The sequence below is a fragment of the Citrobacter sp. JUb117 genome, assembly GCF_024809055.1.
GTDB lineage: Bacteria > Pseudomonadota > Gammaproteobacteria > Enterobacterales > Enterobacteriaceae > Citrobacter > Citrobacter gillenii.
Window position 1 is genome coordinate 187,271 of record NZ_JANUFB010000007.1, and the last position, 26,447, is coordinate 213,717.

Consider the following 26,447-nt stretch of genomic DNA (forward strand, 5'->3'; position numbering starts at 1 on the left):
GCATGGCAGGCCTGATATAACTGCTGCGCGTTCGCACTTTGAAGGATTCAGGTGCGATATAAATTATAAAGAGGAAGAGAAGAGTGAATAAATCTCAACTGATCGACAAAATTGCTGCAGGGGCTGATATCTCTAAAGCTGCGGCTGGACGTGCGTTAGATGCAATTATTGCTTCTGTTACCGAATCCCTGAAAGAAGGTGATGACGTAGCGCTGGTAGGTTTTGGTACTTTTGCCGTTAAAGAGCGTGCTGCCCGTACTGGTCGCAACCCGCAAACTGGTAAAGAGATCACTATCGCCGCGGCTAAAGTACCGGGTTTCCGTGCAGGTAAAGCACTGAAAGACGCGGTAAACTAAGTGATTCCCCCTTTGGGGATGTGACTAAGTACAAGGGCGCATCAACAGATGTGCCTTTTTTATTTGTGATTCCGGGACTTTCTATGTGTTGTGGGCTGACAATCGCCCCAGTTTCTTGTCACAATAGACCTTTCCACGCAGCGTTCAGAAAACGCTATGCTGCGTGAGGTATACAGTCACCTACAGCGGAGTGTGGTTACACCATGATGGACAGCTTACGCACGGCTGCTAACAGTCTCGTGCTCAAGATTATTTTCGGTATCATTATCGTGTCGTTCATTTTGACCGGCGTGAGTGGTTACCTGATTGGCGGAAGCAACAACTACGCCGCAAAAGTGAATGGCCAGGAAATTAGCCGCGGGCAGTTTGAGAATGCGTTTAACAGTGAACGTAATCGCATGCAGCAGCAGCTGGGCGATCAGTTCTCTGAGCTGGCGGCGAATGAAGGCTACATGAAAACGCTGCGTCAGCAGGTGCTGAATCGTCTGGTAGACGAAGCGCTGCTGGACCAATACTCTCGCGAACTGAAGCTCAGCATCAGCGATGAGCAGGTTAAACAGGCTATCCTCTCAACGCCTGCTTTCCAGGTTGACGGTAAATTTGATAACAACCGCTATAACGCAATTGTAAATCAGATGGGGATGACCGCAGACCAGTATGCTCAGGCGCTGCGTAACCAGCTCACCACCCAGCAGTTGATCAACGGCGTAGCCGGGACAGAGTTCATGCTGAAGGGTGAAACGGACGAACTGGCGGCGCTGGTTGCACAGCAGCGTATCGTGCGTGAAGCGACTATTGACGTCAACGCACTTGCAGCGAAACAGTCGGTTTCCGAGCAGGAAGTTGCCAGCTACTACGAGCAGAATAAAAACCACTTTATGATGCCGGAGCAGTTCCGTGTGAGCTACATCAAGCTGGATGCTGCAGCTATGCAGGAAACAGCCAGCGATGCGGATATTCAGTCTTATTATGACCAGCATCAGGATCAGTTCACTCAACCGCAGCGTAATCGCTACAGCATCATCCAGACCAAAACGGAAGATGAAGCCAAAGCGGTACTGGATGCGCTGAACAAAGGTGGTGATTTTGCCGCCCTGGCGAAGGAAAAATCCGCCGACATTATCTCTGCCCGTAACGGCGGTGATATGGGATGGCTGGAAGAATCCACCACGCCAGAAGAGCTGAAGAATGCGGGTCTGAAAGAAAAAGGCCAACTGTCAGGCGTGATCAAGTCTTCTGTGGGTTTCCTGGTTGCTCGTCTTGATGATGTCCAGCCAGCGCAGGTTAAACCGCTGAGCGAAGCACGTGACGAGATTGCGGCGAAAGTGAAGCAGGAAAAAGCGCTGGATGCCTACTATGCGCTGCAGCAGAAAGTCAGCGATGCGGCAAGCAACGATAACGAATCCCTCGCGGGGGCTGAGCAGGCAGCGGGTATGAAAGCCGTTGAAACAGGCTGGTTTAGCCGTGACAGCCTGCCTGAAGAGCTGAATTTCAAACCGGTTTCAGACATCATTTTCAATGGTGGCCTGGTTGGTGAGAATGGCACTCCGGGCAGCAACTCTGACATCATCACCGTGGATGGCGATCGCGCGTTTGTGCTGCGTATTGCTGAGCACAAAGCGGAAGCTGTTAAGCCGCTGGCTGAAGTGAAAGATCAGGTAACCGCGCTTGTTAAGCATAACAAAGCAGAGCAGCAAGCGAAGCTGGATGCCGACAAACTGCTGGCTGCGCTGAAAGCCGGTAAAGGCGATGAAGCAATGAAAGCGGCAGGTCTGAGTTTTGGTGAAGCGAAAACCCTGAGCCGTACAGGTCAGGATCCGCTGAGCCAGGCGGCGTTTGGTCTGGCGCTGCCGGCGAATGACAAGCCGAGCTACGGCGTAGCGAACGATATGCAGGGCAACGTTGTTCTGCTGGCGCTCGACGCGGTGAAAGCGGGTTCAATGCCAGAAGAGCAGAAGAAAGCAATGGTTCAGGGGATTACTCAGAACAACGCGCAGATTGTCTTCGAAGCGCTGATGAGTAACCTGCGTAAAGCGGCAAAAATTAAAGTCGGTGACGCGCTGGAGCAGCAGCAATAATCGAGACGCTTCGCAAAAAATTGCAAAAAGTTGTATACACCAAAGGCCGCTTTCGCGGCCTTTTCCATTTCTGAATTTTGCCATTTGTCTGCCGTTCTCCACCTCGCTATCGTGATTCCACTGTTAACAAACAAGGAGAAAACAGTATGAAACATGGAATCAAAGCACTGCTTATCACCCTTTCATTAACCTGTGCTGGCGTGAGCCAAAGTACCCTGGCCGCGGAACCGGTCGCTAAAAGCCAGGCGGTCCAGACCAAAGCAGAGGGGGCGGGTGCGGCGCATAGCAAAGCGACGGTACCGACGAAAGCCAGCGATGATGAAGGCACCAGGGTAAGCATCAATACCGCGTCGGCGGAGGATTTAGCGCGGGTCATGAATGGTGTCGGGCTAAAGAAAGCGCAGGCGATTGTCAGCTATCGGGAGGAGTACGGGCCGTTTAAAACGGTTGATGACTTAAAACAGGTGCCGGGAATGGGCAGTTCACTGGTGGAGCGTAACCTGGCTGTTTTAACACTTTAATAACTTGCAGAGCGCTGAAAATTTGCCAGACTGTAGAGGTCATACCAGTTATGGCCTCCTTATCCTCAAGTCTATTCCTATAAAAACAAATTAGGGTTCCTGCGCTATGCAAACACAAATCAAAGTTCGTGGTTTTCATCTCGATGTCTATCAACATGTTAACAATGCCCGCTACCTTGAGTTTCTGGAAGAAGCCCGCTGGGACGGTCTGGAAAACAGTGATAGCTTCCAGTGGATGACCGCGCACAACATCGCTTTTGTGGTGGTTAACATTAATATCAACTACCGGCGCCCCGCCGTGCTGAGTGATCTGCTGACGGTCACCAGTCAGGTACAACAGTTAAATGGCAAAAGCGGTGTGTTAAACCAGACCATCACGTTAGAGCCGGAAGGGCAGGTAGTGGCCGATGCGTTGATTACCTTCGTCTGTATCGATTTAAAAACGCAGAAAGCGCTGCCGCTGGAAGGGGAGTTGCGCGAAAAGCTGGAGCAGATGGTGAAGTAAGGGAAGATTGCCGGGCCTGTAAACATCAGGCCTGCAAATGATACCGATTTGTAGGCCGGATAAGACGCATTAGCTTCGCCATCCGGCATTATCATCGCGATAAATTACTTTAACCCGGTTTTCTGCTTCATGGCCGCCATCACTGCCGGTTTATCCGCCAGATAATGGTTCAGGCCGTTGGCACGCAGGTTACAGGCGGCACACTGGCCGCAACCGTCGCCCTTAACGCCGTTATAGCAAGTCAGCGTCTCTTCACGCACCAGATCCAGCTTGCCCCAGTAGTCGGCCAGTGCCCAGGTTTCGGCTTTATCAAGCCACATCAACGGGGTTTCAAAGCGGATATCTTTTGCCATGCCCAGACTTACGGCATGATTCAGCGCTTTGACAAACTCATCGCGACAATCAGGATAGCCGGAGAAATCGGTCTCGCAAACGCCAGTAATGACCGCTTCCGCTTGCACCTGATATGCATAAATCGCTGTCAGCGTTAAGAACAAAATATTACGTCCGGGCACAAAGGTGTTGGGAATGCCGTTGGCTTCCGGTTCGTAATCCGGTACCGGAATGTTATCGCGGGTCAAGCTACTGACCGCCAGTTCGCTAAGCAGCGTGACGTCGAGAACTTTGTGTGCGCGTGCGCCGAGTTTTAAGGCCAGGTCACGTGCGACATCAATCTCAGCGCGATGGCGCTGACCATAATCAAAGGTCACACAGTGCACTTCATCATATTGATGCAGCGCCTGCGCCAGACAGGTGGTGGAGTCCTGACCTCCACTAAATACGACAACGGCACGTTTCATGGTTTTTCCTGACAAATAACGAAAACCCTATGGTAGCGCCTGGGCGCGGCGTCGACCAGCTTCTTCACGATGAAGGCGGCGGCAGCCAGGCCTCGGTGAATTCAAACCAGCCTCTGGGGTTGAGCCGCACGCCGTTGACGCCCGGTGGGGCGCTAATGCGGTAATGGTAATTAAACAGCGGCGTTAGCGTGGCGTCATTCATCAGGTTAGTGAAAACCTGCTGTAACGCCGCGTGACGATGATCCTCATTAGCCTGGGTTTGCAGCGCATCCAGCGTGGCCTGTAGATGAGAGAATGCCGGGGCATCCAGAACATGCGGCCAGAGCTGATCGCAGCGTAGCCACTGTTCAAGTGTATATTCTGGTGCTTCGCCAATCAGACGGTCGCCCATCATCAGGTCGGCCTGGGCCAGAGGATGGTCACCGTCCCAGTTCTTGGCATTGTGAAAAATCAGCGTTAACTCGCAGCCCAGCGTTGCCAGTACCTGGCGAAGCTGTTCGGCCATGGCGTGCAACTCTACTGGCAGGTGATATACCAGCGTCAGTTTTTCCGGCAGGGCCACTTCATCCAACTGATCCCATTGCGGAATGGTCCACCCTGGCAGCAGCGCATTGCTTGGGGTAATCAGATTCTCTTCCACCTCAAGCGTCTGCAACAGGGAAGAGCGGTGGATGATATTGACCAGCCGACGCGCCTGAAGCACGTTCAGTCGTGCGCTTTTCCTGAGGGTTAAATAACAAAATCCGAGGCTGATCCCGCTACTGACCTGGCTAAGCATCGGCAGTTCCTCAGGCTTGCCAATGGCAATTTGCACCGGATGGCGGCAGCTGGTACCCAGATCCTGGTCGAAAAGCTGCGGTGTTATCCAAAATTCAATGGCTTTCAGCAACGGGTGGCTGAGGTGATAGTGGTCATGGCTCTCGATACGGACCAGTTCCGGTGTAAACAGCGTCAGCCTAAACGGACCGGTGCCGACGAGCGGCTGTTCCGGGTGCGCCAGATGACTGCTGTAGCTGGCCAGACGGTGTGCCAGCCAGAAGTCGGGGCGATGTAAAATAAACGTCAGGCATTGAGGGTGAGTCACCTCAATACGCTTCACGCTGATTAATAATTTATTGAGCGCGGGCAGCTCCAGCAGCTGTTGCAGGCGTTGATGTAGCTGCGAGGTGCTAAGCGCGTCACCGTTATGCCAGTGCAGCGTGGAGCGAATATAGAAATCCCAGCGCAGGCCGTCGGCGGAGATATCCCAGTGGTGGGCCAAATCACCGCAGGGGCGCTGGGTCGTACTGTCAAAACGGGTCAGTCCGGAGAAGACTTGCCCGGCAAGATGTTGTTCGGCACGACCGGGGAGAAAGCCGGGGCGGAGGGGATCAAGTGGGCGATAGTAGGGAATACGCAGGGTTGGCGTATCGTTATGCCACTGGCCGCCCATAAACGGCTGCAGCAGCGTTCTTAATTCTCCGGGAGCCAGCTGCGCCAGCTCCAGCACGCTACGCTGTTCTCCCTTTTGCAACGCCTGCTCCATCATCGTATTACGCAGCGAGTCGGGCGTGACCAAAAAGCGCAATTGTCCCCGTTTTCCGCGTCCTGAGCGTGCTTCCCATGCCAGCCAGCCCGCCTCCTGTGCCTGGCGTAGCAGCGTACGGACATGGCGCTCGCTGCAAAAACAGCGTTCAGCCAGTTCGCCGACGGTGACCGACTGCGGCTCTCCGTTTGAGGGCTGCCAGAGGCGTTGGTACTGATTCAATCGATTCAAAAGTCGCATTTGCACTTCATCCTTCGGGCAACATAAACCCGGAACAATTCGTTTTATCTATTCACTATTACTTCCGTATATCTCAGGTGATACTGAACCACAAGTTAACCGCGTCACAGTGTGGAGAAAGAAATGGCTCGTCTGGCTGCATTTGATATGGATGGCACCCTGCTGATGCCGAATCACCATTTAGGTGACGAAACACTCTCGACGCTGGCGCGCCTGCGTGAACGCGACATCACCCTGACGTTTGCCACTGGCCGCCATGTGCTGGAGATGCGTCATATCTTAGGGACCCTCTCGCTGGACGCATTTTTGATAACGGGTAACGGGACGCGTATTCATTCGCTGGAAGGGGATGTACTGCATCGTCAGGATCTGGCACCCGAGGCAGCAGATATCGTCCTGCATCAGAAGTGGGATACCCAGGCCAGCATGCATGTCTTCAATGACAATGGATGGTTCACCGGGCAGGAGATCCCGTCGATCCTCAAGGCGCATGTGTACAGCGGATTCCGTTATCAGATCGTGGATGTGAAACGTATCCCCGCGCATCAGGTGACGAAGATCTGCTTCTGCGGCGATCATGACGACCTGATACGCCTGCGCATTCAATTGAATGAGGCGCTGGGTGAGCAGGCAAATCTCTGTTTTTCCGCCGTAGACTGTCTTGAAGTGCTGCCGCTGGGCTGTAACAAAGGCTCCGCGCTGGCGGTACTGAGCGACCATTTAGGTTTTTCTATGGCCGAGTGCATGGCATTTGGTGACGCGATGAACGATCGCGAGATGCTGGGCAGCGTGGGGCGAGGTTTGATTATGGGCAACGCCATGCCGCAATTAATTGCTGAGCTTCCTGATTTACCGGTGATTGGACATTGTCGCAATCAGGCGGTATCGCACTTTTTAACACATTGGCTGGATAATCCGCATCTACCTTATTCCCCCGAATGAGAGATCCCTTCCAGCAAGCCAGACCATTAGGTCTGGCTTTTTTTTGCCGGCTTACTGGGTATTCAGCAGTTGGGCGATTTCCGCTTTCCATGGTGTCAAATCGCCAATATGCGTATTAACCCACTCTGGGTTGTAGTAGGTCTCAAGATAACGTTCGCCGCTGTCGCACAGCAACGTTACCAGTGAACCTGTTTCTCCAGCCTCACGCATGCGGGCGGCAAGTTGCAGCGTACCCCACATATTGGTCCCGGTTGAAGCTCCGACTTTGCGGCCCAACTGCGTTTCCAGCCAGTGCGCGGTAGCGACGCTGGCGGCATCCGGCACGCGCAGCATTTCATCAACCACGTCCGGAATGAAAGAGGGCTCGACGCGCGGGCGACCGATACCTTCGATTTTACTGCCCACCGGGCTGCGTAATGTGGCGTCACGCGCCTGCCAGTATGGCAGAAAAACAGAGTTTTCCGGATCGACCACCATCAGCCTGGTGTCGTAACCCTGGCAGCGAATGTAGCGCCCAATGGTTGCTGACGTGCCGCCGGTTCCGGCGCTCATCACAATGTGGCGGGGAACGGGATGTGGCTCGCATGACATCTGGCGGAAGATACTGTCGGCAATATTGTTATTGCCGCGCCAGTCGGTAGCGCGCTCAGCGTAGGTGAACTGATCCATATAATGGCCGTTGAGTTCACGGGCCAGCTGTTCAGACGCGGCATAAATTTCGCAGGCGCTTTCCACGAAATGGCAGCGACCGCCGTAAAACTCAATCTGCTCAACTTTGCGTTTTGCCGTGCAGGACGGCATGACGGCGATAAACGGTAGCCCCAGCAGGCGGGCGAAATAGGCTTCAGAAACCGCCGTGGAGCCGGAAGACGACTCAATAATGGTGGTGCCTTCTTTGATCCAACCATTGCACAGTCCGTACAGGAACAGTGAACGCGCCAGTCGATGTTTCAGGCTACCGGTCGGATGTGTACTTTCATCTTTCAGGTACAGCTGAATCCCCGGGAACGCCGGAAGTGACAGGCGGATAAGATGAGTATCTGCGGAGCGTTGATAATCCGCATTGATTTCATTGATGGCGTTTTTAACCCAGGAGCTATTCATCATTAATATCCATTTGTCATTTTGTGCCTAGAGTAACGAAAAGCACGGAAAAAATTGTTGCCATTTAGCCTTTAAAATAGAATGTAGGGAGAAAATTCTTCTCTGTGGAGTGGATATGTTAGACAAAATTGACCGCAAGCTGCTCAGCTTGCTGCAACAGGATTGTACCCTTTCTTTGCAGGCACTCGCAGATGCCGTTAATCTGACAACCACCCCCTGCTGGAAACGACTCAAGCGACTTGAGGATGACGGCGTTCTGCTTGGCAAAGTTGCGCTGCTGGATCCCGAAAAGCTGGGACTTGGGTTAACGGCCTTTGTGCTGATCAAAACGCAGCATCACAGCAGTGAATGGTACTGTCGCTTTGTGACTGAAGTGACCGGGATGCCAGAGGTACTGGGATTCTGGCGCATGGCCGGGGAGTATGACTACCTGATGCGAGTTCAGGTCGCCGACATGAAACGCTATGATGACTTCTACAAACGGCTGGTGAACAGCGTGCCGGGGTTGTCGGACGTTACCTCAAGCTTTGCGATGGAACAGATTAAATACACAACTGCTCTACCTATTGAATAATTCTCCCGGCGCTCATTGTCGGAAATCATGTCAGGACATAACGCGTGCGATTATTTGCTCAATTAAGCTGGTACTTTCGCCGGGAGTGGCGTCGCTACCTCGGGGCAGTGGCCCTGCTTATCATCATCGCTATCCTTCAACTTATTCCGCCTAAAGTGGTCGGAATTATTGTTGATGGCGTGACGGCTCAACGCTTCACGACCGAACGCCTGCTAATGTGGGTTGGCACAATTGCGCTGATTGCGGTGGTGGTCTATTTGCTGCGCTACGTCTGGCGCGTGCTGCTGTTTGGGGCATCCTACCAGCTGGCAGTTGAGCTGCGCGAAGATTATTACCGTCAGTTGAGCCGTCAACATCCTGAATTTTATCTGCGCCATCGCACGGGCGATCTGATGGCGCGCGCCACCAACGATGTTGACCGGGTGGTGTTCGCCGCCGGAGAAGGTGTGCTGACGTTGGTCGACTCGCTGGTGATGGGCTGTGCGGTGCTTATCGTCATGTCTACGCAAATAAGCTGGGAGTTGACGCTATTTGCCTTGCTACCGATGCCGGTGATGGCGCTGATGATTAAGCGTTACGGCGATCGGCTTCATAACCGCTTTAAGCAAGCGCAGGCGGCATTCTCCAGCCTCAACGATCGTACTCAGGAGAGCCTGACCAGCATTCGCATGATTAAAGCCTTTGGTCTGGAGGACCGGCAGTCAGCCTTATTTGCCGCAGATGCGCAGGATACCGGTAAGAAAAATATGCGCGTCGCGCGCATCGACGCCCGCTTCGATCCCACCATTTATATCGCTATTGGTATGGCGAACCTGCTGGCGATTGGTGGTGGAAGCTGGATGGTGGTTCACGGTTCGCTGACGCTCGGTCAGCTGACCAGCTTTATGATGTATCTCGGTCTGATGATTTGGCCGATGCTGGCGTTGGCGTGGATGTTTAATATCGTCGAGCGCGGTAGCGCCGCCTACAGCCGTATTCGCGCCATGTTGGCGGAAGCTCCCGTGGTTAATGATGGCACGGAACCCGTGCCGGAAGGGCGCGGGGAACTGGCGGTTGCGATTCGTGAGTTCAGCTACCCGCTGATGGCGCGCCCGACGTTGGAAAACGTTAATTTCCAGCTTAAGCCTGGGCAGATGCTGGGTATTTGTGGGCCGACCGGTGCGGGAAAAAGTACCATTCTGTCGCTGATCCAGCGCCACTTTGATATTACCCAGGGCGACGTGCGCTTTCATGATATTCCGCTGACGCGCTTACAGCTTGATAGCTGGCGCAGTCGGCTGGCAGTTGTTAGCCAGACGCCGTTCCTGTTTTCGGACACCGTCGGCAATAACATTGCACTTGGACGCCCGCAGGCGACGCAGGCCGAAATCGAACATGTGGCGCGCCTCGCCAGCGTGCATGAGGATATTTTACGTTTGCCGCAGGGATATGACACCGAAGTGGGCGAGCGGGGCGTGATGCTCTCGGGCGGGCAAAAACAGCGAATTTCTATTGCGCGCGCGCTGCTGCTTAATGCGGAAATTCTGATTCTTGACGATGCGCTGTCGGCGGTAGACGGCCGTACCGAACATCAGATCCTGCATAACCTGCGCCAGTGGGGCGAGGGAAGAACGGTTATTATCAGCGCCCACCGCTTGTCGGCGCTGACAGAAGCCAGCGAGATTATCGTGATGCAGCACGGACATATTGCCCAGCGTGGCGACCATGACACGCTGGTCCAGCAACCCGGTTGGTACCGCGATATGTATCGCTATCAGCAGCTGGAAGCGGCGCTGTCTGATGCCCCGGCGTTAAATGAGGGGGCGGCGAATGCGTAGTTTTGGGCAATTATGGCCGACGCTGAAACGGCTGCTGCGCTATGGTTCACCGTGGCGAAAACCACTGGGCATTGCGGTGGTGATGCTGTGGGTGGCGGCGGCGGCAGAAGTCAGCGGTCCGCTGCTGATAAGCTACTTTATTGATAACATGGTGGCGAAAAACAATTTGCCGTTGGCGATGGTGGCTGGTCTGGTTGCGGCTTATGTCGGTCTGCAACTGCTGGCGGCGGGACTGCACTATGCGCAGTCACTGTTGTTTAACCAGGCTGCCGTCGGTGTGGTGCAACAGCTACGCACGGATGTAATGGATGCTGCGCTGCGCCAACCGTTGAGTGAATTTGACATCCAGCCCGTCGGACAGCTTATCTCTCGTGTAACCAACGATACCGAAGTGATCCGCGACCTGTACGTGACGGTCGTGGCGACGGTACTGCGCAGTGCGGCTCTGATTGGTGCCATGCTGGTGGCGATGTTTAGCCTCGAATGGCGTATGGCGCTGGTGGCGATGGCTATATTCCCGGCGGTGATGGTGGTGATGGTGATTTATCAGCGCTACAGCACGCCGATTGTGCGCCGCGTTCGTGCCTATCTGGCCGATATCAACGATGGCTTCAATGAAGTCATTAACGGTATGAGCGTGATTCAACAGTTTCGTCAGCAGGCGCGCTTTGGGGAGCGCATGGGCGAGGCCAGCCGTTCGCACTACATGGCACGCATGCAGACCTTGCGGCTGGACGGTTTTTTACTGCGTCCGTTGCTGAGCCTGTTTTCCGCCCTGATCCTCTGTGGTTTACTGATGTTGTTCAGCGTGACCTCTGGCACGTCCATCGAGGTTGGCGTGCTGTATGCGTTTATCAGCTATCTCGGGCGTCTGAACGAGCCGCTGATTGAGCTGACGACCCAACAATCTATGCTGCAGCAAGCGGTTGTCGCCGGTGAGCGCGTCTTCGAACTGATGGACAGACCGCGTCAGCATTATGGCGATGATGATCAGCCGCTGAAGAGTGGCAACATTGAGGTTGATAACGTGTCATTTGCTTATCGCGATGACAATCTGGTGCTGAAAAATATTAGCCTGTCCGTGCCTTCACGTAGTTTTGTGGCGTTGGTTGGGCATACCGGTAGTGGCAAGAGTACGCTCGCCAGCCTGATGATGGGCTACTATCCGCTGACGCAAGGGGAGATCCGTCTGGACGGGCGCCCCCTCTCCTCGTTGAGTCACGGCGTCTTACGTCAGGGCGTCGCGATGGTGCAGCAGGATCCGGTTGTGATGGCGGACACCTTCCTGGCAAACGTCACGCTGGGCCGCGATATTTCTGAAGATCGAGTGTGGCAGGCGCTGGAGACCGTACAGCTGGCTGAGCTGGCACGCGGTCTGAGTGACGGTATTCACACCCGATTGGGCGAACAGGGCAATAATTTGTCCGTGGGGCAGAAACAGTTGCTGGCATTGGCGCGGGTCCTGGTCGAAACGCCGCAGGTATTGATTCTGGATGAAGCCACCGCCAGTATTGACTCCGGCACGGAGCAGGCCATTCAGCAGGCGCTGGCTGCTGTGCGCGAACACACTACGCTGGTGGTGATTGCCCATCGACTCTCCACGATCGTGGAAGCAGACACCATTCTGGTGCTGCACCGGGGGCAGGCCGTTGAGCGCGGCACACATCAGCAATTGCTGACGGCGCAAGGCCGCTACTGGCAAATGTATCAGCTGCAACTGGCCGGTGAAGAGCTGGCGGCCAGTGCGCATGAGGATTCCATTATTGCCTGATGGCGCAGTGCGTTTCAGGCCTACGGATAAATTGGTTCAAGAAGCATCAACAATCTGGTGCAAAAATGTAACGCACTATGCACCGTTATAGTGCGTTTTTTCTTTTTCTACCCCGGCCGCGCCCTGCGAGCCTGAATCATCCCGCGTTTTTCATTCCTGGCACACCCCTTGCAATATTCATCCTGTGTATCTGCAGCCACTACTGAATTCTGACTGGAGGGGATCTATGAAGCTGGTTACCGTGGTAATCAAACCGTTCAAACTGGAAGACGTCCGTGAAGCACTGTCTTCTATTGGTATTCAGGGGCTGACCGTCACCGAAGTAAAGGGCTTTGGTCGACAGAAAGGCCATGCCGAGTTGTATCGGGGAGCCGAATACAGCGTCAATTTTTTACCGAAGGTGAAGATTGATGTGGCGATTGCCGACGATCAGCTTGATGAGGTGATCGACGTCATCAGCAAGTCGGCCTACACCGGAAAAATTGGCGACGGCAAAATTTTTGTCGCCGAGCTGCAACGTGTGATTCGTATTCGTACCGGCGAAGCCGACGAAGCCGCACTGTAACTTCTGGCACACAGTGATAGGAAACCAAAAAATGAAGATAGCAACGATGAAAACGGGTATCGCTTCACTGGCACTGCTGCCGGGACTGGCGATGGCAGCGCCAGCCGTCGCGGACAAAGCTGATAACGCCTTTATGATGATATGTACCGCGCTGGTGTTGTTTATGACCATTCCGGGCATCGCGCTGTTTTACGGCGGTTTGATTCGTGGCAAGAACGTTCTGTCGATGCTGACGCAGGTGACGGTGACGTTTGCACTGGTCTGCATTTTATGGGTGGTGTATGGCTACTCGCTGGCCTTTGGCGAGGGGAATAGTTTCTTCGGCAACTTCAACTGGGTGATGCTGAAAAACATTGCTCTGACGGCGGTAACGGGAAGTTTCTACCAGTACATTCACGTTGCGTTCCAGGGCTCATTTGCTTGCATCACCGTTGGACTTATCGTTGGGGCGCTGGCTGAACGCATTCGCTTCTCTGCGGTACTGATTTTTGTGGTGGTATGGCTGACGCTGTCCTACATTCCGATTGCGCATATGGTCTGGGGCGGTGGTCTGTTGGCCTCCCATGGCGCGCTGGATTTTGCGGGCGGGACGGTGGTGCATATCAACGCCGCGATCGCCGGGCTGGTGGGTGCTTATCTGATTGGCAAGCGTGTGGGTTTTGGCAAAGAGGCTTTCAAACCGCATAACCTGCCGATGGTCTTTACCGGGACCGCAATTCTCTACATCGGCTGGTTTGGTTTTAACGCAGGTTCTGCTGGGACGGCAAATGAAATCGCTGCGCTGGCCTTTGTGAATACTGTGGTGGCGACCGCTGCTGCCATTCTCGGCTGGATCTTCGGTGAGTGGGCGCTGCGCGGTAAACCGTCGCTGCTGGGGGCGTGTTCTGGTGCCATTGCGGGCCTGGTTGGCGTGACCCCTGCTTGTGGTTACATTGGCGTCGGCGGTGCGTTGATCATCGGGGCAATTGCCGGTCTGGCGGGGCTGTGGGGCGTGACGATGCTGAAGCGTTTTCTGCGCGTTGATGACCCGTGCGATGTGTTCGGTGTGCACGGCGTTTGCGGCATTGTCGGCTGTCTTCTGACCGGGGTGTTCGCCGCCAGTTCGCTGGGTGGCGTAGGTTTTGCTGAGGGCGTGACCATGGGGCATCAGGTGCTGGTGCAGCTCGAAAGCGTGGCGATTACCATTGTCTGGTCCGGCGTGGTGGCCTTCATCGGTTATAAGCTGGCGGACATGACGGTCGGGCTGCGCGTACCGGAAGAGCAGGAGCGCGAAGGGCTGGATGTGAACAGCCACGGTGAAAACGCCTACAACGCTTGATATTTCACTCTGCCGGATGGCGCTAAACGCTTATCCGGCCTACGACAGACGTAGTCTGTAGGCCGGATAAGACATCAGTTGCGATTGCGCATCACCCCTTCCTGTACGGTAGAGGCAACCAGCACGCCGTCCTGTGTATAAAATTCCCCGCGCACAAAGCCCCGTGCACCGGAGGCAGAGGTGCTCTCGACGTTATACAGCAACCACTCATTGATATTGAAAGGACGATGGAACCACATCGAATGGTCGATAGTGGCTATCTGAATCCCTTTCTCCAAAAAACCAATTCCGTACGGTTGTAGCGCCACAGGCAGGAAGTTCAGGTCGGAGGCGTAACCCAGCAGATACTGATGCACGCGTAGGTCGTCCTGCACCGTACCGTTGGCGCGGATCCACACCTGGCGTGCCGGTTCGGCGACATGGCCTTTGAGCGGGTTATGAAACTCCACCGGACGCACTTCCAGTGGGCGGTCATTGATAAATTTCTCTTTCAACAGCGGCGGCAGCAGATGTGCCACTGAACGGGCAATTTCGGTTTCGGATTTCAGCGCGTCGGGCCCGGGTGCGTGCGGCATGGTTTTTTGATGTTCAAAGCCCTCTTCCGGCGCCTGAAAAGAGGCGGTCATGTAGAAAATGGGCTTCCCGTTCTGGATGGCGGCAATGCGGCGAGCGCTGAAACTGTTACCATCGCGCAGCACTTCGACATCGTAAATTATCGGTTTTTGGCTATCGCCAGGACGTAAAAAGTAGCTGTGAAAGGAGTGCACCAGCCGCTCTTCCGGCACGGTTTCTTTAGCGGCATACAGCGCCTGTCCGACGACCTGCCCGCCAAAAACCTGGCGTAATCCTAAGTCTTCACTTTGGCCGCGAAAGAGTCCTTCTTCAATTTTTTCCAAATTCAACAATGTCAGCAAACTTTTTAGTGCCAGACTCATAGGTGCTCTCCAGGTCATGTCGATGTCGCAGCGAAGTAGGCAGAGTATAACGCAATTTTGAAAGTGGTCCGATGGGTGCAATTGTCTGAATTACCGGTCGATTGCAGGCAAAAATAGCTACTTTGTGCCACACTTAGTCACGTTATGTTTTTGTTAACCACTCTTCTGGCGAGGAAAGTTCTCGCTGGTGCATTGACGATAAGGAGAATTTAATGAAACTCGTGCACATGGTAAGTGGTTTAGCCGTTGCGGTCGCGCTGGCGGCCTGTGCTGATAAAAGTGCAGATATTCAGACGCCTGCGCCAAGCCCTACTACGTCAATTGCTGACACACAGTCAAAAATTCAACAGCCGAATGTTTCTGGTACGGTGTGGATCCGCCAGAAAGTTGCGCTGCCACCGGATGCCGTACTGACCGTCACACTGTCGGACGCTTCGCTGGCGGATGCCCCGTCAAAAGTTCTGTCGCAAAAAGCGGTGCGTACTGAAGGGAAGCAGGCGCCATTTAGCTTTGTGCTGCCGTTTAACCCGGCAGATATTCAGCCGAACGCCCGTATTTTGTTGAGTGCAGCCATTATGGTGAACGACAAACTGGTGTTTATTACGGACACCGTGCAGCCGGTTATCAACCAGGGCGGTACCAAGGCCGATCTGACGCTGGTTCCTGTTCAGCATACGGAAGTTCCGGTTCAGGCCAGCGGTGGTGCGGCAACTACGGTGCCGTCAACGTCTCCCACGCAGGTGAATCCGTCTTCAGCCGTCCCTGCACCTACGCAGTACTAAGACTGGCATAACCCTCTCCGCCAGGGGAGGGTTAATACACCCAGCGATAACGTTGTAAATCGATGTGCCCACTTCCCGAAACCACCACCCCTTCAGACAGCAATGCCTGACGCTGGCGCTGTAGATCCGGCCCGGTCAGCGATATAGCACCATGGCGATTAACGACTCGATACCACGGCAGGGTGCTGCCTTCGGGAAGCCGTTTGAGGACGCCGCCGACCTGACGCGCTGCACGCGGAGATCCGGCAAGTCTGGCGACATCACCATAGGTAGTGACGAATCCTTCGGGGATTGAGGCGACAATTTGCCAGACGCGTTGGGGGAAAGAGTCTTGTATATCCATCATTTATTCCTGCGCTAATTCCCCAGCATAATCTGGAATGGCGGGTGAGTGAAGCCGCATTGCACAAGAAAACAGCATCTGGTGCTGGATGGGTTGCAATTACACGGTGCAGCAGTGATAATGCGCCTGCGCGTTGGTTAACAACGCTCTCAATGGGGGCTCTGTTGGTTCTCCCGCAACACTACTCTGTTTACCAGGTCAGGTCCGGAAGGAAGCAGCCAAGGCAGATGACGTGTGTGCCGGGATGTAGCTGGCAGGGCCCCCACCCAATTCTGCCGTTCGGCAATCTCTTTCACCTTTCCTCGTCACTTAGATTATTTTACGTATTTTCCCATGACTTGCCTGTGAACGCAGAGTGTCCCAGATCGGCTGCAATGTGTTGAAGGCGGCGCGCATCGTGTCATCCGGCAGCGCGAAGGGCATGCGTAAGAAACGATCGAATGCACCCGCTAACCCAAAGCGCGTTCCGGTACCTAACTGAATACCGGCGCTGTCGGCGCGAGTGGCAAACAGCGTCGCCAGCGTATCGGGCAATTCTACCCAGAAAGATAACCCGCCCTGCGGTTGGGTAAATTGCCATTCCGGGAAATGCGATCGCATCAGAGTATGGCACTGGTCGCGTCTGGCGGTGAGCAGTTGTCTTCTGTCCGGGAGAAACTGCGCGGCGTTATCCAGCAGCCAGCCGGTAGCGAGCTGTTCCAGCACCGGTGAGCCTAAATCGAACGTGTCGCGGGTTTGCACCAGTGCGGCAATAGTCCGTGATGACGCCCGCACCCAGCCAAGACGTAATCCTCCCCAGAAACTTTTACCGGCAGACCCCAACATAATGATGGGTGCATCGCGATTGAAGGCGGCGAGCGGCGGTGGTGGTGGGGCGTCATACCACAGATTGACCATGGTTTCGTCCACCACCAGCGTGGTGTGCGTTTTGGCGGCGATATCGGCCACCACCTGGCGTGTGGCGGCGTCCATACAACGTCCGGTAGGATTGTGAAAATCCGGCATCAGGTAGGCCATGCGTGGGGCGGTTTGTGCGATGGTGGCGACAAGACCCGCAGTATCCCACCCCTGTTCGGGCAGTGACACCCCCACCGGTCGGCAGGAGGCCCCCTGAATCGCCGCAATAGCGAGCGGGTAAGTGGGATGATCAACCACTACGCGATCGCCTGGACCGGTAAGCAACCGCAGGATCAGCGCCAGCCCGCTGACTGCACCATTGACCACCATAACCTCATCCGGCTGCGTGGGTAATCCGCGTTCGCAGTAATGCCGGGCAATGGATTCGCGCAAAGACGGTAGCCCCTGGGGCAGATACCCGGAACTTAATAGATGCTGCGGTATGGCAAACAGCGCCTGCTGGTAAGCCTGATGAATTTCGGGACCTGCGCTGAGCGCGGCGGTGGACAGATCGAGTGCGGTACCGGTGACGGTGCGAGTCGGTACATGGCGAATATGTTCCGGCAGGATCACCCGTGAGCCGCTACCCTGGCGGCTTTCCAGATATCCTTCTTCCCGCAGCTGTGCCATTGCGCTGGCGATAGTTGTTCGGCTGACTTCCAGCACCGTAGCAAGTTCGCGCTCGCCGGGAAGCCGGCTATCCAGCGCCAGCCGGCCATCCAGTATCAGCAGACGCAAGGCTTCGGCCAGCTGTCGCCAGATTGGGGTACGTGAGGGACTCTCCTGCCAGTGCCCGAGCAGGCGCTGGAGAGACTGACTTCCATAACGACGAGATGACATTGCAGTCCACTTTTTGGAAACTGGTCATTAATCATAGTGCCAATTGCGTTGAAGATGAAGACTGTCTGCGCAGGGAGAGGAGAAAAGCATGCTGCGTCGTTTACTGCAATTGTTTATCGGGCTGACGCTTTACGGCGTGTCGACGGCGATGTTTGTGCGTGCGGATTTAGGCGCTGATCCCTGGAACGTTTTTCATCTGGGTGTGGCAAATCTGTTGTCGATGAACATCGGCTTGGTGATTATTGCCGTGGGCGTATTGGTCCTGTTGGCATGGATCCCACTACGCCAGCGTCCGGGGTTTGGCACATTGAGTAATGTCATTATGATTGGGCTGGCGGCTGATGTGGCGCTGATGGTAATCCCGGGATTTGAATCCCTGTTTGCCCGCAGCGGTTTGTTGGTATCTGCGGTGATACTGAACGCCTTAGCGACCAGTCTGTATATCGGTGCGGGGTTCGGTGCTGGCCCACGAGATGGTCTGATGACCGGCATTCACGCGCGTACCGGTTGGCCGGTGAGGCGAATTCGAACGGCCATCGAAGTGTCGGTGTTGTTTATCGGTTGGCTACTCGGGGGAACCCTGGGCGTTGGTACGGTGCTGTATGCACTGGCGATTGGTCCGCTCATTCAGCTTTGCCTGCCGTGGTTTCGGCATCAGCCGCAGTCACGCATTCGGGTTCGGAATGAACCTACGGCATGATCGCGGGCTGACGACTAAACTTAATCTCGACTGACGCGGCCAGAATTGGCTTGCCGCGCAGTAAACTTCGGAGGCTTTTCTCATGAAGTATGTTGATGGTTTTGTGGTTGCCGTACCCGCTGAAAACAAGGAGGCGTATATCGCGATGGCGGCAAAAGCGGCTCCGCTTTTCAAGGAGTTCGGTGCATTGCGCGTGGTGGAATGCTGGGCAGACGATGTCCCTGACGGCAAATTGACCGATTTTCGCATGGCGGTAAAAGCGCAGGATCATGAAGAAGTGGTATTCAGCTGGATTGAGTATCCTTCAAAAGAAGTCCGTGACGCGGCGAATCAGAAGATGATGTCCGATCCCCGAATGAAGGAATTTGGCGAATCGATGCCCTTTGATGGCAAGCGCATGATCTACGGTGGATTCTCGCCCATTATGGATGACTGACGTGACTGGCTGTGCGGCGTGCCGCCAGCCATCTCAATCTTTTCGCATGTCGGCTACAGTCGTGTCTCCGCCCACAGGATAAACTCTGCCTTTGGCAATGCCTTACTGTATAGCCAGCCCTGGCCGTACTGCACGCCATGCTGTCGTAGCCACTCTTCCTGATTTTTCGTCTCGATACCTTCTGCCACCATTTCCAGCTTCAGCGTTTTTGCGATCTCGATAATATGCGGCGTCACGTTGTTGTATCCCAACGCATCCACGAACGATTTATCGATCTTCAAAATATCGACATCCAGATCCTGCAAGTAACTGAGACTGGAATAACCGGTGCCAAAATCATCAATGTAAATCGAATGGCCTGCCTGGCGGTACTTGGCGATGAACGGAGCGCTGGTTTTCGGATCGGCAAAGGCGCGTTCTGTGAGTTCGAGTGCAATTTGCGACGGGTTTATCTGATAGTGATTCACCTTCCGGCTGAGCAGACCTGGCAGCGTTTCTGATGTCAGATTATCGGCTTCAAGATTGATGGAGATATGCTGCTCCGGATGGTGATGAAGCCATTTGCCCAGATCGTCAAACACGCTTTCGATAATCAGGCGAGTGAGAGGGGTTGTCAGGCCGGTCTGCTGTGCCAGCGCGACGAAAATCTCTGGTGAGAGAAAACTGCCATCGGGCTGCGGCCAACGGGCCAGCGCTTCGGCACCTACCACTTTCCCGGTACGAAGAGAAATGATCGGCTGATAGTACACCTTAATTTCACGGCGCTGGATAGCCTCCTGCAACTGATGATGGGGAGACTGCAAACGACGTAAAATACGCAGAACAAAGGCGGCGGTCAGCAGACCGATAAGAATTCCCGCCGGGAGCCAGATAAGCGCCTGTCGGTGCCATATTTTTTTCAGCGGCAGCGTAGATGCCCAGCTGACGACGGTAATACCTAATGCAGGGAAGGGGCGGGCGTTGTAAATAACGCCCTCTTTTTGCAAATGCGTAGTGGCATTATCTTGTTGAAAATTTTGCAAAATATCTTCTGGTAGCGTTCCGCTACTGGTGACAATCCTGCTTTTATCGGCGCCAATAATGGCGACATCAATCGGCCACGAACCAAACGGAACAACGTCAATGAATGTGGCGGGATCGACCATCACCACATAGTTTTCGCTGCCTAATGCAGCCATAAAACGCTGGATACCTAAGTCGTTATCCGTGGTTAACCAGGCACGGTAGCCATCCTCGGTGACTTTCATCGCCGCAGGGAAGGCGACAGCACGGCTTTTATTCTCGAGGGAAGAGCATTGCGGGACGTTGTCCTTGAGGTACACCACTTCCTGAATGTAACGATAGCTGTATGACAAACGACGCATTTCCAGTAAATGTTCCGTTCCGCAAGGTTCTCCCTTGAAGGTCTCAATCTGGCGTAATGCTTTTTTCGCCTGCTCGCCGACCCTTTCTGTGCGCAAAGCAACCCGGCTGGTGTAAGAATCAAGCTCGTCCATAAATTTAGTTTCAACCTGACGATACGCCAGCCACAGACTCAAACCCACTGGCGCAAGGATGGACAGAATCAGTATTCCGGTCACCAGGCCGATCAAATGTCGTGTTGTCACAGTGATATCCTTATTTACACAGCGTAGGGAAAGTATATCCGAAAGTGAAAAATCTATTCGAATGACCTAATAGATTTAAGAGGGGTATTTCCAGATTAATTACCCACTGTGTAAATGAGGTTGAGCCAGGGACGAGAGTAGTGTACTTTATTGTTATGTTATAATGTAACAATTAGAGGTTGCTATGAAACCGGATATCCATCCTTTTTATCGTACTGTGGTATTCCACGACACCAGTGCCAATGAGTACTTTAAGGTCGGTTCGACCATCAAAACGGAACGTGAGATTGAATTTGAGGGGCAAACGTATCCCTACGTGACCCTTGATATTTCGTCTAAATCACACCCGTACTACACCGGGAAGCAGAAGACGTTCGACAACGAAGGCAGTGCGGCGCGCTTCCAGAAACGTTTTGGCCATTTTATTGGCACTAAGCGAGGTTAATATGCAGGTTCTTAATTCACTTCGCAGTGCCAAACAGCGCCACCCTGACTGTCAGATAGTCAAACGCAAAGGGCGTTTGTATGTTATCTGCAAAACGAATCCGCGATTTAAAGCGGTGCAGGGCAGGAAGAAAAGACGTTAGACATTTTGCCAACATTTCAGGGAAACCAGTGCGTGCCAGCGGGTACGCACTTTTTTATTGGCTGGTAGGCAAGCTACTGACCGGCAGCTTCTGCGCGAGTTAGCGTGAAGACGTCGTAGAAAGAGAGTTCGCCTTTCCGCGCCATCATTTTTTGCAATTGGGCTTTACGTTCGCCATCCACCCGCGGTGAATGCAGAATGGTCTCGATAAGCGCTGGCGGAACAAAACGGGTGTTATACCATTCGCCGTTATAGCAGACTCTGAAGTCCAGCACGTCGATGTCTTCGAAACGGTAACGCGGCGCGACGTCAAAAAAGAAAAAACCATTGAGGATGACAAACAATACCACCAGCAGCCACACTGAATCGACCAGCGTTTCTGATTGCAGCATAACCGCCAGCGTGGCGAACCAGGCGACATACATGCCAATAAACAGTCCCGGATACTTGCGAATGAAGCTGATGCTAAAGCGCGGTCTGTTATCGCGCTTTTCGCGCACATTTAAGTCGTCAATTGTTTCGGTGAGCAGGCGCTGTATTTCTGTCATCTCTTGCCTTCGTGATGTCTTCAATATTCAGGTGGGATCGACCCATTTTAAGAGGGGATAGTGCCTGAAAAAAGTAACAGATTAACCACAATTTAGCATAACAGTTACATTTGAACGTATAGCGTTTTGATGAGGCGCGCAGGATTGCCGCCTACAACGGTGTTTTTGACCCAACAGGTTATGCAGGACAGTCTGCATCTTCTGTTTGCCGAACGTTCATTATGGCAAAACAATAAAACGCAATGCGCACAGGGGAGCGTTCCCATTACCTTATTGTGATCGAAGTCACCTGATTTGAATTAAATAACTATTGTAAATATGAGGAGGTGGTCAGCCAGACAAACAAATCTAACGCGATACCTGACTTAACCTCGTGAACAATTAGCGAATAAATTTCCAAACGGAAGTTGGAATCTTGTCGTACAGCTTATTCATCGTCAATTCAGCAAGGCGATGATCTGCTGCTGAGTAAAATACAGCCAGTTCATTGTCGGACAATTCATATTTATTTTTCTCAATAACGCGCTCGAGCGTGTCAATTGTCTGGCAGCGTCGAAGACGCATCAAATAATCTGTTTTAGTTAATGGTTTATCAGACATAACTCTTACCTATGATTGTAATATTTTTTAACAAGACAAACTAACAGGATTAGCCCTGGTGGCATTGACAAAACAGCGAAACAGTCGATTTCCGGACTTTCGCCATTTCTGCAAATCCTGCGTATTAATACCATAATTGCTGAACAACATAAAAGTGTCATCCAGGTATTCATCAATCTGCGCAATCAGCTTATTGTCCTCATTGTACTTAATTTTATAATTAAGTGCGAAGGTTGCAATATGCTCTATCAGTTCGTTGAGCTGCAGGCTGGTTGCTGAAGTCGGGTCATTAACCCAGCCATGGTTGCTTTGTTCAAGGTTTGCAAGACAGTCATGATACAAGGTTTCGCAGAGAAATTTAAGCTGAGCGATATCATGCCGTTTGGGTGAGTACTCGTCCATAGCGCATCCCCTTCTTAGTGGTTTAAACTAACCGAACACCTTCGGGGTGGATACAACAAACTACCTGAAACTTGCCCGTGACGCCTGATGATTTAACTATAATCTACTCTAAAAAAGATTTCATCGTCATATCATGAAAAATTACAATTGCGTAAAATTATGATGTGGCACCCTTTTTACATTTTACCTTAAAAATGAAGGTATTCGAAATGGAACAACTTCTTTATTGTTCGGGCAATCATCAGGTTAACGGAGTTAGCTTTAGCAATCAAAGGCAACCTCTAACAATGCAGATTAGCTGCTAGGATTAATCTTAATAATTATTCAGGTAAAATAAGAAACCTCAAGAATTCTTAAGAATAGCCTTTAAGCCTACAGGGATTATATCGCTTATTCACTCGGCAGAAAATAAACGTAATCACAATAAGTGATTTTTATGATTTTTCCAGAAAAAAGGCCGCTTGCGCGGCCTTTTCATTAGCGATGAATCAATGGTGATCAACCGGGTGGCTGTGTTCAACATCTTCATTCTTGCGGCTAAAGCGGCGGCGAACCACCACAAAGAACACTGGAACGAAGAAGATAGCCAGTACGGTTGCTGTAACCATCCCGCCCATTACGCCAGTACCAACGGCGTTCTGCGCGCCACTCCCTGCGCCGGAGCTGATAACCAACGGCATAACGCCAAGAATAAAGGCCAGCGAGGTCATCAGGATCGGACGTAAACGCATACGAACTGCATCCAGCGTCGCCTCGATCAACCCTTTACCCTCTTTATCCATCAAGTCTTTGGCGAATTCGACGATCAATATCGCGTTCTTCGCCGACAACCCAATGGTTGTGAGCAGGCCTACCTGGAAGTAAACGTCGTTAGTTAATCCGCGGAACGTCGCGGCCAGCAACGCACCGATAACCCCCAGCGGAACCACCAGCATAACGGAGAACGGAATTGACCAGCTCTCGTACAGTGCTGCCAGACACAGGAAGACGACGATCAGTGAAATGGCATACAGGGCCGGAGCCTGGTTGCCAGACAGTCGTTCCTGATAGGACATCCCGGTCCAGTCATAGCCGATACCGGACGGCAGTTTGCTTGCCAGTTGCTCCATCATTGCCATGGCTTCACCGGTACTTTTACCCGGTGCAGCCTGGCCTAAGATTTCCATGGAAGGCAGACCGTTATAGCGTTCCAGTCGCGGTGAACCATATTCCCAACGTGAGGTAGAGAAGGCGGAGAACGGTACCATTTGTCCATCGCTACCGCGAACGTACCAGTTTCCAATATCTTCCGGCAACATACGGTATTCCGCTTCAGACATGACGTAAACTTTCTTCACACGACCGCGGTCGATGAAGTCGTTCACGTAGCTTCCGCCCCATGCTGCACCCAGAGTTGTATTAATATCACTAATGGAAACGCCCAGCGCCTGCGCTTTTTCCTGATCGATATCGATCTTGAACTGCGGCGTATCTTCCAGGCCATTAGGACGAACACCGACCAACAGATCCGGATGCTTGGCCACTTCACCAAACAGCTGGTTACGCGCCTGTGTTAGTTTGTCATGGCCCAAACCACCCTGGTCAATCAACTGGAAGTCAAAACCCGTTGCGGTACCCAGTTCGACAATCGCGGGCAGGTTAAAGGCGAAGACCATCGCATCTTTAATCTTCGAGAACGCCCCCATCGCGCGAGCGGTGATTGCCTCGACCTTGTTCTCATCACCCGGACGTTCGCTCCAGTCTTTTAACGACACGAAGGCAATACCGGTGTTCTGACCGCGTCCCGCAAAACCGAAGCCGTTAACGGCAAATACCGATTCAACGTTATTTTTTTCTTTGGTCAGATAGTAATCCGTCATTTCGTCCAGCACCTTCTGGGTACGCTCTTGCGTAGCACCTGCAGGTAGCTGAGCCATGGACAGGAATACCCCCTGGTCTTCATCCGGCAAGAAGGAGCTTGGCAGGCGAACGAACAGATAAGCCATGCCGACGACAATGATCAGATACAGCGCCAAATAACGACCCGTACTGCGCAGAATGCCGCCAACGCTGTCGGTATAGTGGTTGGTGCTCTTATCGAACATGCGGTTAAACCAGCCGAAGAAGCCTTTTTTGCCTTCTCCGTGATCGCCCTTAGCGATCGGTTTGAGCATGGTGGCACAAAGAGCCGGCGTCAGAATCAACGCCACCAGTACTGACAACGCCATTGCAGAAACAATGGTGATGGAGAACTGACGGTAGATTGCCCCGGTAGATCCGCCAAAGAATGCCATCGGGATAAATACCGCTGACAGCACCATCGCGATGCCCACCAGTGCGCCCTGAATCTGGCCCATTGATTTACGCGTCGCTTCTTTCGGCGGCAGTCCTTCCTCCGCCATAACGCGCTCAACGTTCTCGACCACCACGATGGCGTCATCCACCAACAGGCCGATGGCGAGCACCATCCCGAACATCGTCAGGGTGTTTATCGAGAAGCCGAAAATGGCCAGCACTGCAAAGGTACCCAGCAAGACCACCGGTACGGCAATGGTCGGAATCAACGTCGCGCGGAAGTTCTGCAGGAACAGATACATAACCAGGAACACGAGGATGATTGCTTCCACCAGCGTTTTCACCACTTCGTGAATTGAGATTTTCACGAACGGCGTGGTGTCATACGGGTAAACAATTTTCAGGCCTGATGGGAAGAACGGCTCCATCTTCGCCAGTTCAGCGCGGATGGCGCTAGCGGTATCCAGGGCGTTAGCACCTGTCGCCAGTTTGATACCCAGACCGGAAGCCGGTTTGCCGTTAAACTTCGCAATGATGTCGTAGTTTTCGCCACCCAACTCCACTTTCGCCACGTCACGCAGACGAACCTGAGAACCGTCCTGATTCACTTTCAGCAGAATTTTGCTGAATTCATCGGCAGAGGTCAGACGGGTTTGCGCGATGATTGACGCGTTAAGCTGCTGGCCTTTCACCGGTGGCGTACCACCTAACTGACCGGCTGCAACCTGGGCGTTCTGCGCTTTAATGGCGTTGATCACATCAACCGGCGTCAGCTGGAAGTTGTTCAGTTTGTTCGGATCCATCCAGATACGCATTGCGTACTGGGAACCGAACAGCTGAACGTCACCCACACCTGAAGTACGGCTGATGGCGTCCTTCATGTTAGCGCCCACGTAGTCTGAAATATCTTCCTGGGTCATGGTGCCGTTGGTGTTGATAACACCGACAACCATCAGGAAGCTACTTGAAGACTTCTCTACGCTAACCCCTTGTTGTTGAACTTCCTGAGGCAGTAACGGCATCGCCAGCTGCAGTTTGTTCTGTACCTGCACCTGTGCGATATCCGCATCCGTACCTGACTGGAAGGTAAGGGTGATCTGCACGGTACCCGTGGAGTCACTGTTGGAGGACATGTACATCAGGTTATCGATACCGTTCATATTCTGTTCGATAACCTGCGTAACAGTATCCTGTACTGTTTTCGCATCAGCGCCAGGGTAGGTCGCGGAGATCGTCACTGCAGGCGGTGCTATAGTTGGATATTGCGCTACCGGCAATTTGAGGATCGCGAGCCCCCCTGCCAACATGATGATAATGGCGATCACCCACGCAAATATGGGGCGATCGATAAAGAAATTAGGCATGTCTTAACGGCTCCTGT

Annotated in this window: 25 protein-coding genes, 1 other RNA gene and 1 pseudogene; 16 read left to right on the plus strand and 11 right to left on the minus strand. The window is 53.2% G+C overall.

Annotation, left to right across the window (positions count from 1 at the left end; genetic code table 11):
• Positions 1–65: 65 nt before the first annotated feature.
• The 4 genes from hupB to fadM all read left to right on the plus strand — a co-directional run bounded on the left by hupB (position 66) and on the right by fadM (position 3,460).
• The gene (gene hupB / locus M2374_RS17310; RefSeq protein WP_219352570.1) at positions 66–356 is read left to right on the plus strand and encodes a nucleoid-associated protein HU-beta; all 291 of its coding nucleotides are present in this window, start codon (positions 66–68) and stop codon (positions 354–356) included.
• A 203-nt stretch (positions 357–559) separates the two neighbouring features.
• Positions 560–2,434, plus strand: coding sequence for a peptidylprolyl isomerase (gene ppiD, locus M2374_RS17315; RefSeq protein WP_174360584.1), 1,875 nt, complete (start codon positions 560–562; stop codon positions 2,432–2,434).
• A 146-nt stretch (positions 2,435–2,580) separates the two neighbouring features.
• Entirely contained in the window at positions 2,581–2,955 is a 375-nt protein-coding gene (locus M2374_RS17320) for a helix-hairpin-helix domain-containing protein (RefSeq protein WP_096758060.1), read from the plus strand.
• Positions 2,956–3,061: 106 nt separating this feature from the next.
• A complete protein-coding gene (gene fadM, locus M2374_RS17325; RefSeq protein WP_096758059.1) occupies positions 3,062–3,460 on the plus strand; it encodes a long-chain acyl-CoA thioesterase FadM in 399 nt (132 codons plus the stop codon).
• Positions 3,461–3,564: 104 nt separating this feature from the next.
• Here the strand turns inward: fadM and queC are convergent, their stop codons facing one another.
• Complete coding sequence (gene queC / locus M2374_RS17330) at positions 3,565–4,260, minus strand: 7-cyano-7-deazaguanine synthase QueC (protein WP_115259230.1); 696 nt, start codon at positions 4,258–4,260, stop codon at positions 3,565–3,567.
• Between the two features lie 64 nt (positions 4,261–4,324).
• The gene (locus tag M2374_RS17335; protein ID WP_181688414.1) at positions 4,325–6,025 is read right to left on the minus strand and encodes an SgrR family transcriptional regulator; all 1,701 of its coding nucleotides are present in this window, start codon (positions 6,023–6,025) and stop codon (positions 4,325–4,327) included.
• Positions 6,026–6,148: 123 nt separating this feature from the next.
• Between M2374_RS17335 and cof the strand changes: the two genes are divergently transcribed.
• Positions 6,149–6,967 carry an HMP-PP phosphatase gene (gene cof / locus M2374_RS17340; protein ID WP_137400406.1) on the plus strand — a complete coding sequence of 273 codons (819 nt, stop codon included), beginning with the start codon at positions 6,149–6,151 and terminating at the stop codon, positions 6,965–6,967.
• 51 nt (positions 6,968–7,018) lie between these two features.
• Here the strand turns inward: cof and M2374_RS17345 are convergent, their stop codons facing one another.
• On the minus strand, positions 7,019–8,074 hold the full coding sequence (locus M2374_RS17345; RefSeq protein WP_220131786.1) for a PLP-dependent cysteine synthase family protein: 1,056 nt from the start codon (positions 8,072–8,074) through the stop codon (positions 7,019–7,021).
• Between the two features lie 112 nt (positions 8,075–8,186).
• Between M2374_RS17345 and decR the strand changes: the two genes are divergently transcribed.
• The 5 genes from decR to amtB all read left to right on the plus strand — a co-directional run bounded on the left by decR (position 8,187) and on the right by amtB (position 14,116).
• Positions 8,187–8,645, plus strand: a complete 459-nt coding sequence (decR, locus tag M2374_RS17350; RefSeq protein ID WP_164496612.1) for a DNA-binding transcriptional regulator DecR — start codon at positions 8,187–8,189, stop codon at positions 8,643–8,645.
• A gap of 44 nt (positions 8,646–8,689) precedes the next feature.
• Positions 8,690–10,462, plus strand: coding sequence for a SmdA family multidrug ABC transporter permease/ATP-binding protein (locus tag M2374_RS17355; protein ID WP_181688413.1), 1,773 nt, complete (start codon positions 8,690–8,692; stop codon positions 10,460–10,462).
• The gene (locus tag M2374_RS17360; protein WP_181688412.1) at positions 10,455–12,233 is read left to right on the plus strand and encodes a SmdB family multidrug efflux ABC transporter permease/ATP-binding protein; all 1,779 of its coding nucleotides are present in this window, start codon (positions 10,455–10,457) and stop codon (positions 12,231–12,233) included. Before M2374_RS17355 ends, M2374_RS17360 begins: the two co-directional genes overlap by 8 nt.
• Positions 12,234–12,459: 226 nt before the next feature.
• Positions 12,460–12,798 carry a P-II family nitrogen regulator gene (gene glnK, locus M2374_RS17365; RefSeq protein ID WP_096758051.1) on the plus strand — a complete coding sequence of 113 codons (339 nt, stop codon included), beginning with the start codon at positions 12,460–12,462 and terminating at the stop codon, positions 12,796–12,798.
• Between the two features lie 31 nt (positions 12,799–12,829).
• Positions 12,830–14,116, plus strand: a complete 1,287-nt coding sequence (gene amtB, locus M2374_RS17370) for an ammonium transporter AmtB (protein ID WP_096758050.1) — start codon at positions 12,830–12,832, stop codon at positions 14,114–14,116.
• Between the two features lie 74 nt (positions 14,117–14,190).
• Here the strand turns inward: amtB and tesB are convergent, their stop codons facing one another.
• Positions 14,191–15,051: an acyl-CoA thioesterase II gene (tesB, locus tag M2374_RS17375; protein ID WP_096758049.1), complete on the minus strand. Its 861-nt coding sequence runs from the start codon at positions 15,049–15,051 to the stop codon at positions 14,191–14,193.
• 212 nt (positions 15,052–15,263) lie between these two features.
• Between tesB and M2374_RS17380 the strand changes: the two genes are divergently transcribed.
• Entirely contained in the window at positions 15,264–15,833 is a 570-nt protein-coding gene (locus M2374_RS17380; RefSeq protein WP_096758048.1) for a YbaY family lipoprotein, read from the plus strand.
• A gap of 31 nt (positions 15,834–15,864) precedes the next feature.
• Here M2374_RS17380 and M2374_RS17385 read toward each other — a convergent pair.
• Positions 15,865–16,254 (minus strand): annotated as a pseudogene (locus M2374_RS17385) (MGMT family protein).
• Between the two features lie 84 nt (positions 16,255–16,338).
• Here M2374_RS17385 and ffs point away from each other — a divergent pair.
• Positions 16,339–16,435, plus strand: an RNA gene (gene ffs / locus M2374_RS17390) — signal recognition particle sRNA small type.
• Positions 16,436–16,485: 50 nt separating this feature from the next.
• Here ffs and M2374_RS17395 read toward each other — a convergent pair.
• A complete protein-coding gene (locus tag M2374_RS17395; RefSeq protein WP_096758046.1) occupies positions 16,486–17,913 on the minus strand; it encodes a PLP-dependent aminotransferase family protein in 1,428 nt (475 codons plus the stop codon).
• A gap of 88 nt (positions 17,914–18,001) precedes the next feature.
• On the opposite strand from M2374_RS17395, the gene M2374_RS17400 reads away from it, so the two are divergent.
• Together M2374_RS17400 and M2374_RS17405 are read left to right on the plus strand one after the other, a co-directional pair.
• On the plus strand, positions 18,002–18,613 hold the full coding sequence (locus M2374_RS17400) for a YitT family protein (protein ID WP_146717226.1): 612 nt from the start codon (positions 18,002–18,004) through the stop codon (positions 18,611–18,613).
• 82 nt (positions 18,614–18,695) lie between these two features.
• Positions 18,696–19,049 carry a DUF1428 domain-containing protein gene (locus M2374_RS17405; protein ID WP_115259217.1) on the plus strand — a complete coding sequence of 118 codons (354 nt, stop codon included), beginning with the start codon at positions 18,696–18,698 and terminating at the stop codon, positions 19,047–19,049.
• A 53-nt stretch (positions 19,050–19,102) separates the two neighbouring features.
• Here the strand turns inward: M2374_RS17405 and M2374_RS17410 are convergent, their stop codons facing one another.
• Positions 19,103–20,656 (minus strand): EAL domain-containing protein, encoded by a 1,554-nt coding sequence (locus M2374_RS17410; RefSeq protein WP_115259216.1) that lies wholly within the window; start codon positions 20,654–20,656, stop codon positions 19,103–19,105.
• Positions 20,657–20,840: 184 nt separating this feature from the next.
• Here M2374_RS17410 and M2374_RS17415 point away from each other — a divergent pair, with 184 nt between their 5' ends.
• Positions 20,841–21,101, plus strand: coding sequence for a type B 50S ribosomal protein L31 (locus M2374_RS17415; protein ID WP_115259215.1), 261 nt, complete (start codon positions 20,841–20,843; stop codon positions 21,099–21,101).
• A gap of 1 nt (position 21,102) precedes the next feature.
• Positions 21,103–21,243 carry a type B 50S ribosomal protein L36 gene (ykgO, locus tag M2374_RS17420; RefSeq protein WP_005125190.1) on the plus strand — a complete coding sequence of 47 codons (141 nt, stop codon included), beginning with the start codon at positions 21,103–21,105 and terminating at the stop codon, positions 21,241–21,243.
• 73 nt (positions 21,244–21,316) lie between these two features.
• On the opposite strand, the gene M2374_RS17425 is transcribed toward ykgO, so the two are convergent.
• From M2374_RS17425 to acrB, 4 genes are all read right to left on the minus strand, one after another.
• Positions 21,317–21,790, minus strand: coding sequence for a YlaC family protein (locus M2374_RS17425; protein WP_096758041.1), 474 nt, complete (start codon positions 21,788–21,790; stop codon positions 21,317–21,319).
• A gap of 381 nt (positions 21,791–22,171) precedes the next feature.
• The gene (locus M2374_RS17430) at positions 22,172–22,390 is read right to left on the minus strand and encodes an HHA domain-containing protein (protein WP_002892050.1); all 219 of its coding nucleotides are present in this window, start codon (positions 22,388–22,390) and stop codon (positions 22,172–22,174) included.
• 27 nt (positions 22,391–22,417) lie between these two features.
• On the minus strand, positions 22,418–22,792 hold the full coding sequence (gene tomB / locus M2374_RS17435; RefSeq protein ID WP_115259201.1) for an Hha toxicity modulator TomB: 375 nt from the start codon (positions 22,790–22,792) through the stop codon (positions 22,418–22,420).
• Between the two features lie 488 nt (positions 22,793–23,280).
• Positions 23,281–26,430, minus strand: coding sequence for an efflux RND transporter permease AcrB (acrB, locus tag M2374_RS17440; protein ID WP_096758039.1), 3,150 nt, complete (start codon positions 26,428–26,430; stop codon positions 23,281–23,283).
• Between the last annotated feature and the right edge of the window lie 17 nt (positions 26,431–26,447).